The sequence below is a fragment of the Geodermatophilus sp. SYSU D00708 genome (assembly GCF_054050115.1).
In genome coordinates, this window is the sequence record NZ_JBJGYS010000055.1 from 1 (window position 1) to 10,110 (window position 10,110).

At 76.2% G+C, this 10,110-nt stretch carries 12 protein-coding genes; 7 read left to right on the plus strand and 5 right to left on the minus strand.

The genetic code is table 11. The annotated features are described in order from the left end of the window. The first annotated feature begins 128 nt into the window (after positions 1-128). The 4 genes from ACI79D_RS24675 (at position 129) to ACI79D_RS24690 (ending at position 2,731) form a co-directional block, all read left to right on the plus strand. Positions 129-839 (plus strand): helical backbone metal receptor, encoded by a 711-nt coding sequence (locus ACI79D_RS24675; RefSeq protein WP_456921177.1) that lies wholly within the window; start codon positions 129-131, stop codon positions 837-839. Positions 840-897: 58 nt separating this feature from the next. Then, entirely contained in the window at positions 898-1,092 is a 195-nt protein-coding gene (locus tag ACI79D_RS24680) for a hypothetical protein (protein ID WP_456921178.1), read from the plus strand. A gap of 202 nt (positions 1,093-1,294) precedes the next feature. After that, entirely contained in the window at positions 1,295-2,425 is a 1,131-nt protein-coding gene (locus tag ACI79D_RS24685) for a serine hydrolase domain-containing protein (protein WP_456921179.1), read from the plus strand. Positions 2,426-2,485: 60 nt separating this feature from the next. Beyond that, complete coding sequence (locus tag ACI79D_RS24690) at positions 2,486-2,731, plus strand: hypothetical protein (protein WP_456921180.1); 246 nt, start codon at positions 2,486-2,488, stop codon at positions 2,729-2,731. A gap of 4 nt (positions 2,732-2,735) precedes the next feature. Here the strand turns inward: ACI79D_RS24690 and ACI79D_RS24695 are convergent, their stop codons facing one another. Continuing rightward, positions 2,736-3,206 (minus strand): MaoC family dehydratase, encoded by a 471-nt coding sequence (locus tag ACI79D_RS24695; protein WP_456921181.1) that lies wholly within the window; start codon positions 3,204-3,206, stop codon positions 2,736-2,738. A gap of 45 nt (positions 3,207-3,251) precedes the next feature. On the opposite strand from ACI79D_RS24695, the gene ACI79D_RS24700 reads away from it, so the two are divergent. The 3 genes from ACI79D_RS24700 (at position 3,252) to ACI79D_RS24710 (ending at position 6,616) form a co-directional block, all read left to right on the plus strand. Further along, complete coding sequence (locus ACI79D_RS24700; RefSeq protein ID WP_456921182.1) at positions 3,252-4,415, plus strand: CaiB/BaiF CoA transferase family protein; 1,164 nt, start codon at positions 3,252-3,254, stop codon at positions 4,413-4,415. A gap of 26 nt (positions 4,416-4,441) precedes the next feature. Then, entirely contained in the window at positions 4,442-5,206 is a 765-nt protein-coding gene (locus tag ACI79D_RS24705; protein ID WP_456921183.1) for a crotonase/enoyl-CoA hydratase family protein, read from the plus strand. Positions 5,207-5,323: 117 nt separating this feature from the next. After that, the gene (locus ACI79D_RS24710; protein ID WP_456921184.1) at positions 5,324-6,616 is read left to right on the plus strand and encodes an MFS transporter; all 1,293 of its coding nucleotides are present in this window, start codon (positions 5,324-5,326) and stop codon (positions 6,614-6,616) included. Positions 6,617-6,622: 6 nt separating this feature from the next. Here the strand turns inward: ACI79D_RS24710 and ACI79D_RS24715 are convergent, their stop codons facing one another. From ACI79D_RS24715 to ACI79D_RS24730, 4 genes are all read right to left on the minus strand, one after another. Beyond that, positions 6,623-7,021: an ester cyclase gene (locus tag ACI79D_RS24715; RefSeq protein ID WP_456921185.1), complete on the minus strand. Its 399-nt coding sequence runs from the start codon at positions 7,019-7,021 to the stop codon at positions 6,623-6,625. After that, a complete protein-coding gene (locus ACI79D_RS24720; RefSeq protein WP_456921186.1) occupies positions 7,018-8,259 on the minus strand; it encodes an acyl-CoA dehydrogenase family protein in 1,242 nt (413 codons plus the stop codon). Before ACI79D_RS24720 ends, ACI79D_RS24715 begins: the two co-directional genes overlap by 4 nt. A gap of 70 nt (positions 8,260-8,329) precedes the next feature. Further along, entirely contained in the window at positions 8,330-9,046 is a 717-nt protein-coding gene (locus tag ACI79D_RS24725) for a Clp protease N-terminal domain-containing protein (RefSeq protein WP_456921187.1), read from the minus strand. Positions 9,047-9,128: 82 nt separating this feature from the next. Then, positions 9,129-9,956, minus strand: a complete 828-nt coding sequence (locus tag ACI79D_RS24730; RefSeq protein WP_456921188.1) for an IclR family transcriptional regulator domain-containing protein — start codon at positions 9,954-9,956, stop codon at positions 9,129-9,131. Positions 9,957-10,110 lie beyond the last annotated feature (154 nt).

The window sequence follows — 10,110 nt, forward strand, 5'->3', positions numbered from 1 at the left end:
CCTGGGGACCGGCGCCCCCCCACACCCCCCCCCAACTCCCCCCCCCCCCCCCCGGCCCCACAACCCCCACCCCCCCCCCCGCGCACGACCTGGGGACTCCGGTCGAGCTGCGGGCGTCGCCGCGGCGGGTGGTCTCGCTGGTGCCCTCGCTGACCGAGGCACTCGCGGTGAGCGTGCCCGACCGGCTGGTGGGGGCCACCGACTGGTGCACCCACACCGCCGGCCTGGACGTCGCGCGGGTGCGGGGCACCAAGAACCCCGACCGGGCCGCGATCGAGGCGCTGCGCCCCGACCTGGTCGTCGCCAACCGGGAGGAGAACCGGCGGCTGGACGTCGACCGGTTGCGCTCGGCCGGGGTCCCGGTGTGGGTGACCGTCATCGAGTCGGTCGACCAGGCGCTGACCTCGCTGCGCCGGCTGTTCGCCGAGGTGCTCGACGTGGGGGAGCCGGGGTGGCTGACGCAGGCCGCCGAGGCGTGGGCGCAGCCGCCGCCGGAGAGCGGACCGCGGGTCGCCGTCCCGGTGTGGCGGGACCCGTGGATGGTCGTGGGCCCCCGCACCTTCACCGGCGACGTCCTGGCCCGGCTGGGGCTGGTCAACGTCTTCGCCGACGCGGCCGACCGCTACCCGAAGGTGGACGTCGCCGAGATCCGGGCCGCCCGGCCCGACGTCGTCGTCCTGCCCGACGAGCCGTACGCCTTCACCGCGGACGACGGTCCCGAGGCCTTCCCTGACACCCGCTGCGCGCTGGTCTCCGGGCGCGACCTCACCTGGTACGGCCCGTCGCTGGGCCCCGCCCGGGCGCGCCTGGCGGAGGCGATCACCCGCAGCGGCGGCTGACGGTCACGACGTGCCCTGGTCCGGGACGGGCACCGCCGGGTGCGGCTACCTTTCCCTCATGGGTGACAACTGGCTCGCCGACGCCCATCGCCGGATCGCCGACGCCGAGCACGCCGTCGAGCGGAAGATGCTCGACCACGCCGAGGCCGTGCCGGACCCCGAGAACATGCGCGACCGCGCACACGCGATCTCGGACAACGCCCGCGAACACGACCAGACCGCCGACCGCGTCGAGCAGCGCGCCGAGCAGTAGGCGGCTCGCCGTGCTCAGGCGCCGGCAGCCGCCGGTGGCGCAGGTCGCGGACGGCGATGCCGAGCGCGGCCAGCGTGGAGACGATGCTGACCACGAGGGCCAGCGCGCAAGCCGAGCCGTAGTGCGCGGCGCGGGCCGCGCCGCTGGCCGGCGCGTGCGAGGCGAGTCGATGAGTACCGGGGCCGGCGGGGGTCGACACCGCATGAGCACGTACCTCGCGCCCGTCCGCGCCGTGCTGGAGCGGCAGGTCGACAGCGGCCGGCTGCCCGGCTTCGTCGCCGCGGTCCGCTCCCGCGGGCGGACGGAGGTGCTCACCGGCGGCACCACCGCCTTCGGGGGGACGGCGCCGATGCGGGAGGACACCCTGTTCCGGCTCGCCTCGGTGACCAAGCCGTTCGCCGGGGCGCTCGCGCTCGCGCTGGTCGAGGACGGCGTCGTCGGCCTCGACGACCCGGTGGACCGCTGGCTGCCCGAACTGGCGTCCCCCCGCGTGCTGCGCGACCGGTCCGGCCCCCTGACCGACACCGTGCCCGCGCAGCGGCCGATCACCGTGCGGCACCTGCTGACCAACACCCCGGGTTTCGGCGGCCTGTGGGACGGCAGCCCGCTGGACCGCGCCGTCGACGAGCGGCAGATCGGGCCCGGCCCGTGGGGGCCGCCGGTCGGACCCGACGAGTACCTGCGCCGGCTCGGCGAGCTCCCGCTGGCCGCGCAACCCGGCGACGTCTGGCTCTACCACCTGGCCAGCGACGTGCTCGGCGTCCTGCTGTCCCGGGCCACCGGCCGATCCGTCGCCGACCTGCTGGCCGAGCGGGTGACCGGACCCCTCGGGCTCGTGGACACCGCCTTCTGGACGCCGGACCCCGACCGGCTGGCCACCTGCTACCTGCCGACCGGCACCGGGTTCGAGGAGGTCGACGCGCCCGGCGGCCTCGGCCGGCCGCCGCGCTTCGAGAGCCTCGCCGCCGGACTGGTGTCCACGGCGCCCGAGGTGCTGGCCTTCTACGCCGCGCTGGCCGACGGCGGCGCCCCCGTGCTGCCCGCGGCCGCCGTGGCCGCGATGACCGCCGACGCCCTCAGCGCCGCGCAGCGGTCGGCCGCGGCCGCGTTCCTCGGGCCTGGCAACTCCTGGGGCCTGCAGGTCGGCGTCTGCGTGGAGGCCGTCCGCCCCTGGGCGGCGCCCGGCCGGTGGGGCTGGGACGGCGGCACCGGCACCAGCGCGTGGGCCGACCCGGCCCGCGACCTGGTCGCCGTCCTGCTCACCCAGCGGCTGTACGGCGGTCCCGACGACGAGCCGGTCGAGTTCTGGCAGGCCCTCGCCACCCTCGACTGACCGGGGCGGGGCACGGCCTGCCCCGTTGACGCGGCCGGGGCCGGGCCGGAGCCTGTGGTGATGACGGTGCTGTCCCTGCCGAGCCGTGGTCGCTGGGTGTGGGACGCCCGCGACCGGACCCGCGCGGTCCGCGTCTCCACCCACGCCGAGGTCGGCCTGCTCAACCTCAGCGTCTGGCGGGACGAGACGTGCGTCGGCACGGTGAAGCTGCGTCCGGAGGAGGCGGCCGACCTCGTCGCCGCGCTCACCGACGGCCTCGCGGGCCTGGCCGCCCGGCCCGACCTCGCCGGGCAGGCCCGCGGCTGACCGCTCAGTCGCTGCGCCGGGTGCGGACCAGGTTCATCGCGACCATGCTCAGCGCGACCACGCCGTCCTGGTTGAGCAGCTCGATCCGCGTGCGCACCAGACCGCGGTCGGGCTTGGACCGTGACCGCCGGGCCTCCTCGACGGTGGTCCGCAGGGTCAGCTCGTCGCCGGGGCGCACCGGCGCGATCCAGCGCAGCTCGTCCACGCCCGGGGAGCCGAGGCTGGAGACGGGGGAGAGGTACTCGTCGGCGAACAGCCGCATCATCAGCGCACAGGTGTGCCAGCCGCTGGCGATCAGCCCGCCGAACGGCCCGGCCGCGGCCGCCTCGGCGTCGACGTGGAACGGCTGCGGGTCGAAGCGCCGGCCGAAGTCGACGACGTCGGCCTCCTCCACCCGCAGCCGGCCGACCTCGGCGGTCGTCCCGGGCAGGTAGTCCTCGAACCAACGCTCGGCCGTCTGGGAGGGGTTGCTCACCTGCACGAACGTAGCCGCCGGTGGCCGTCGTCACAGGTTGCTAGCGTGACCGTCGTGCAGCCCCCCACCGGCCCGCTCGCGGGCGTCCGCGTCGTCGAGCTGGCCGGGCTGGGCCCCGCCCCCTTCGCCTGCATGCTGCTGGCCGAGCTGGGTGCCGACGTCGTCCGGGTCGACCGGCCCGGTGGCGGCACGCAGCTGGTCTCCCCGGCCAAGGAGGCGCTGCACCGCAGCCGCCCGTCGGTCGCCGTCGACCTGAAGACCCCGGCCGGCCGCGACGTCGTCCTGCGGCTGGCCGAGTCCGCCGACGTGCTCGTCGAGGGGCTGCGGCCGGGCGTCACCGAGCGGCTCGGCGTCGGGCCCGACGACTGCGCCGCACGCAACCCGCGGCTGGTCTACGCGCGGATGACCGGCTGGGGCCAGGACGGCCCGCTGGCCGCCCGCGCCGGCCACGACATCAACTACCTCGGCCTCACCGGGGCGCTGCACGCCATCGGGCCGGCCGACGAGCCGGTGCCGCCGCTCAACATCGGTGCCGACTTCGGCGGCGGGGCGATGTTCCTCGTCGTCGGCGTCCTCGCCGCGCTGCTCGAGCGGGGCACCAGCGGCCAGGGACAGGTCGTCGACGCCGCGATGGTGGACGGCGCCAGCGCCCTGGTCACCATGGTCTACGGGATGCTCGGCGCCGGGATGTGGCAGGACCGGCGGGCGGCGAACCTGCTCGACGGCGGCGCGCCCTTCTACGACACCTACGCCTGCGCCGACGGCCGGCACGTGGCCGTCGGCGCGATCGAGCCGCAGTTCCACGCCCAGTTCCTGCACGGTCTGGGCTTCGACGGCGACCTGCCCGGCGGCCAGTACGACGTGGAGCGGTGGCCCGAGCAGCGCGAGCGGATCGCCGAGGTGTTCGCCACCCGCACCCGCGACGAGTGGACGGCGGTCTTCGAGGGCACCGACGCCTGCGTCACCCCGGTCCTCGGGCTCACCGAAGCGCCGGCGCACCCGCACCTGGCCGCCCGCGGCACGTTCACCGACGTCGGCGGTTCCCCGCAGCCGGGGCCCGCGCCGCGCTTCTCGCGGACCCCCGGTGCGGTCCGCGGCGCCCCGCGGGCCCCCGGGCAGGACACCCGGACCGCGCTCGAGGCGTGGGGCTTCGCCGCGGACGAGGTCGACCGGCTGCTGGAGTCCGGCGCGGTCGTGCAGGCCGACTGACGACACGACGAGCCCGAGGAGGTCCGGTGGCGGACGAGGTACTGGTCGAGCGGCGCGACGCGGTCCAGGTGATCACCCTCAACCGGCCCGAGGCGCGCAACGCGCTGACCCGGGCCGTCGCCGAGGCGGTGGCCGCGGCCGTCGACGAGCTCGACGCCTCCGACGACCTGCGGGTCGGCGTCCTCACCGGCGCCGGGGGCACCTTCTCGGCCGGCATGGACCTCAAGGCGTTCCTGCGCGGGGAGACCCCCGCGATCGAGGGCCGCGGGCTGTGCGGCATCACCCGGACCCCGCCGCGCAAGCCGCTCATCGGCGCGGTGGAGGGCTGGGCGCTGGCCGGGGGCTTCGAGCTGCTGCTCGCCTGCGACCTCGTGGTGGCCGCGGAGACCGCGCGCTTCGGCGTCCCCGAGGTCACCCGCTCGCTGGTCGCGGCCGGGGGTGCGGCGCTGCAGCTGCCCCGGCGGGTGCCGTTCAACGTGGCGCTGGAGATGCTGCTGACCGGGGAGCCGATCGACGCCGCCCGGGCCACGGCGGTCGGGCTGGTCAACCGGCTCACCCCGGAGGGCGGGGCGCTCGACGGGGCCCTGGCGCTGGCCGCCACGATCGCGGCGAACGGGCCCCTCGCGGTGGCCGCGACCAAGCAGGTGGCCCGCGGCAGCACCGACTGGACCACCACCGAGGGCTGGGCGCGGCAGGACGAGATCGCCGGGTCGGTCTTCACCAGCGAGGACGCCCGCGAGGGCGCCGCGGCCTTCGCCGAGAAGCGCCCGCCGGTCTGGCGCGGTCGCTGAGCCGGCCGGTCGTCCTCCGCCTGCCGGGAGTCCGCTCGGGTACGGCGGGTACCGGGTGGTAGACCGATCCGGAGCAGTCGCGCGGCGGGGGGACCGGTGCGCCGAGCGAGGGGGGCCATGAGCGCGGAGACGACGCCGGACACCGGGACCGTCCCCGCACGGACGGCGGCGTCGCCACCCCTCGGTGCCCTGGCCATCCTGCGCATCGGTGGCTTCCTGGTGCTCTACCTCAACGCCGCGGCGGTGTTCATCGGCGTCATGGCCCAGGCCATCGCCCGCAGCTGGCTGGCCTTCGAGCTCACCGGCTCCAACGCCGCGCTGGGCGGGGTGCTGCTCTCCTTCGGCGTCGCCCTGCTGGTGGCCACCCCGTGGGGCGGGGTCGCGGCCGACCGGCTGCCGAAGCGCCTGGTGCTGCAGGCCTCGGTCCTGCTGCTGGCGACCTCCAGCGCCTGGATCGGCCTGGCGGTCCTCTTCGACGTCATCGCCTACTGGATGCTGCTGGGCGCCGGCGTGCTGCAGGCCGTGGGCTTCGCGCTGTTCAACCCGGCGCGCATGGCCTTCCTCGCCGAGCTGGTGCCCCGCGGGTCGGTGCCGCAGGCGGTGTCACTGCTGCTGGTCAACACCGAGGTCAGCCGGGTCGTCGGCCCGGCGCTGGCCGGCGTGGTCATCGGCGCGGTGGCCTGGGGAACCGAGGCGATCTTCCTGGCCAGCGCGCTGCTCGCCACGCTGGGCGTCCTGCTCACCGGCGCGCTGCCCCCGGGGCGCCGGCGCGGCGAGCCGCCGGACCGCTCGCCACTGGGCGAGCTCGCCGACGGCGTGCGCTACGTCCGCCGGCACCCCGAGCTGTCCGCGCTGACCTGGTGCGGCATCGGCGTGACGATGTGCGGGATGCCGTACCTGGCGTTCATGCCGACCATCTCCAGCGACCTGTTCGGGCTGGGCTCGGTCGGCTACGGCGTCCTGTCGGCGACCTCGGCGGTCGGCGGGGTCACCGGCGGGCTGCTGCTCGGCCGGCGCTCGTCGCGGACCGGCGAGACCCGGGTGTTCGCCCTGTCCGGGGCGTTGTTCGGGCTGGCCATCGTCGGGCTCGCGGCCGCGCCGAACGCCTACGTCGCCGTCGTCGTCCTGCTCCTGCTCGGCGGCGCGATGCTGGCGTTCCAGACGACCAACCAGTCACAGCTGCTCGCGCTGTCCGACATGGAGTACCACGGGCGCGTGCAGGGGCTGATCATGCTCAGCTTCGGCGCCTTCGGCATCGCCGCGCTGCCGCTCGGGCTGCTCGCCGACGTCGCCGGCCTGCGGGTCACCCTCGCCGGGATGGGCGTCGGCGTGCTCCTCTTCGTGCTGCTGTTCGCGCTGGTCAGCCGCAGGCGGGTGGCCGCGGCCACCCGCCTGCGCGACCTGGGCTGAGGCCGGTCAGCCGCGCCAGTCGACGCCGGGGATCGTGGCGCTCCAGGACTCCACGATCCGGCCGTCGGCCACCCGGTGCACCACCAGCCAGGTGACCACCGACGTCTCCCCGGTGTCGATGTTGACCCCCGTCGTGGTCGCGCGGGTCCACACCCGGTCGCCGGCGGTCACCTGGTCGTCGACGGTGGTCGCCGCGTCGTGCAGCAGCTGCCAGGAGGAGCTGACCTCGCGCTTGAAGTCGGCGCGGCGCAGCGACCGCGTGCCGGCCGAGGAGTGCCGGACGTAGGGCTCGCCGATCAGTTCGTCGATGACGCCGAGGTCGCGCCGGTTCCACAGCCCGTCCCAGTAGCGCCGCACGATCGACGTCGCCGCCTGCTGCTGCGCGGGTGAGGGGTCCTCCGTCACTCGACGACCACCCGGCCGGGGGGCAGCACCGGCTCGCGACGCAGCTCGGCGCGGGCCACCGACCGCAGGTGCACCTCGTCCGGGCCGTCGAACAGCCGCATGGCCCGGTGCCAGGCGTACATCTGCGCCAGCGGCGTCACGTCGGTGATGCCGGCCCCGCCGTGCACCTGGATCGCCCGGTCGATCACCCGGGTGGCCGCCCGGGGGACGGCGACCTTGGCCATGGCGACCAGGTTGCGGGCCGCCTTGTTGCCGTCGGTGTCGATGACCTGGCAGGCGAGGTGGCACAGCAGCCGGGCCTGCTCGATCTCCATCCGGGACTCGGCGACCTGCTGCTGGACGACGCCCTGGTCGGCCAGCGGTCCGCCGAACGCCACCCGCTCCTGGGCGCGCTGCACCAGCAGGGCCAGCGCCCGCTCGGCCGCGCCGAGGGCCCGCATGCAGTGGTGGATCCGGCCGGGGCCCAGCCGCGCCTGGGCCGCGGCGAACCCGCCGCCCTCCTCGCCGACCACGTTGGTCACCGGCACCCGCACGTCGGCGAACCGCACCTGCGCGTGCCCGTGCTGGTCGTGGTGGCCCAACACCGGGTAGTCGCGGACGACGGTGACGCCCGGGGTGTCCCGCGGCACGATCACCATCGTCTGCTGCCGGTGCGGCGGCGCCTCGGGGTCGGTCTTGCCCATGAGGATGAACAGCGCGCAGCGCGCGTCCATCGCGCCGCTGGTCCACCACTTGCGGCCGTTGATCACGTACTCGTCGCCCTCGCGCACGACGCGGGTGCCGATGTTGGCCGCGTCGCTGCTGGCCACGTCGGGCTCGGTCATCGCGAACGCCGAGCGGATCTCGCCGTTCAGCAGCGGCTCGAGCCACTCCTTCTTCTGCTCCTCGGTGCCCAGCAGGTGCAGCAGTTCCATGTTGCCGGTGTCGGGGGCGGCGCAGTTGATCGCCTCCGGGGCCAGGTCGAGGCTCCAGCCCGACAGCTCCGCGATCGGCGCGTACTCGAGCTGGGTGAGCCCCGACTCGGCGGGCAGGAACAGGTTCCACAGCCCCCGCTCGCGGGCCTTGCGCTTGAGCTCCTCGACCACCGGCGGCACCTCGTGGCCGTCGGGCCCGGCCGCGCGGCGGTGGGCGTGGTACTCCGCCTCCGCGGGCAGCACCTCCTCCCGCATGAACGCGAGCATGAGGTCGTACAGCTCCCGGGCGCGGGCCGAGGGGGCGGCCAGGTCGTACGCGGTCATCGGGACCTCCAGTCGGGCCGGGCGGACGCTCCTCCTGCGACCGTAGGGACTCCCGGGCCGGCCCGCGCGATCACCCCTCCGACGAGGCCGGGAGCGCCCTCTCGACGCCGTCCGCGGTGAGGCCCAGGCCGCTCAGCAGCCCGGAGCCGTCCTCGACCTCGAGCAGGGCGAGCAGCAGGTGCTCGGCGTCGATCGCGTCGTCCCCCCGCCGCTCGGCCACGGCGAAGGTGCGCTCGAGGACCTGCCGCGCGGCGGCGTCGAAGGGCACGAAGTCGGGCACCTCCGCGGCCGGCGGCGGGAACGCGGCGGCCGCGGCGGCGCGCACTGCGTCGGCCGTGCGGCCCTCCGCCAGCAGCACCCGGGTCGCGGCGCTGTCGCGGTCGGCCAGCAGCCCCAGGACGAGGTGGGCCGGGCCGATCTCAGGGCTGCCGGCCGCCCGGGCCTCGTTCTGGGCCGTCACGACGGCGTTGCGGGCCCGGTCGGTGTACCGGCCGAAGCCCTCGCCCGGGTCGGACGCGGAGGGCCGGCCCGGCTGCGGGCTCCCGAAGCGCTTCTGGACCGCCTGCCGGGTGACGCCCATGCTGCGGCCGATGTCCGACCAGGAGGCGCCCGACCGGCGCGCCTGGTCGACGAAGTGGCCGATCAGCGAGTCGGCGACCTCGCCGATGTGGTCGGCGAGGACGACGGCGCTGGTCAGCTGCCGGAGGACGTCGTCGTCGGCCCGCTGGATGGCCGCGATGAGGTCGTCGAGTCGGACGGTCGACCGGAGCGGCACGGGAGGCGTCATGTGTCAACCGTAGGTTGACACCCCCAGCCCTGTCAACGTTGGGTTGACACCCCTCCTCTCGTTCGGGGCTCACGCGGTGTCGTCAGGCGGTGGCCTCGTCCGTCGCCGGGCGGACGGTGTCCAGATGGGGGCGCGACTGCCACAGCGCCCACTCCGCGCTCACGTCGCCCGCGGTGCGCAGCAGGCGGGGGAGGTGCGCGGTGAGCAGGTGCTCGGCCGAGGTCTCCGCGGCGTGCACGGTGACGTTCATGGCCGCCCGCACCGCGCCGGACCCGTCGCGCACCGGGACGGCGACCGACCGCACCCCCGGCGCGAGCTCCTCGTCGGCCAGCGCCCAGCCGCGCGCCCGCACCTCGGTCAGCTCCTCGCGCAGCCGGTCGTCGTCCCGCCCGATGAAGGGCGGCAGGCCCGAGCGGCTCGGCTGGGCCAGGGCGGCGTCGAGCTCGGCGGGGGAGAGGGCCGCCAGCAGCACCTTGCCCTGGGAGGTCTGCCGGGCCGGGAAGCGGGTGCCGATCTCCACCCGCAGCGCGATCAGCTTGGGCACCGACACCCGGGCGACGTAGACGACGTCGGACCCGTCGAGCTGGGTCATCGACGACGACTCCCCGGTGGCGGCGACCAGCGCCTCCAGGTGCGGGCGGGCGATGTCCCAGAGCCCGAGCGCGCCCACGTAGGCCATGCCCAGCGCGAGCACCCGCGGGGTCAGCGCGAAGGCGTTGCCCACCGACCGGACGAAGCCCAGCTCCTCCAGGGTGAGCAGCAGCCGGCGCGCGGTCGGGCGGGCCAGGCCGGCCGCCGTCGCCACCTCGGACAGGGTCATGCTGCGGTGGTCGGCATCGAAGCAGGCGAGGACGTCGAGCCCCCGGGCCAGTGCCTCGACGAAGTCCGGCCCGGTACCTCGCCCCGCCATCGTGTGTCCCCCTGTCTCCGGCGAGATCGCCGATCTCCACGCCTACGGCGGCGGGGGGGGGGGGGGGGGGGGGGGGGGGGGGGGGGCGCGCGCCGGCGCCGGCCCCCGGCCCCCCCCCCCCCCCCGCCCGCGCGCCCCCCGCCCCCGGCCGGGA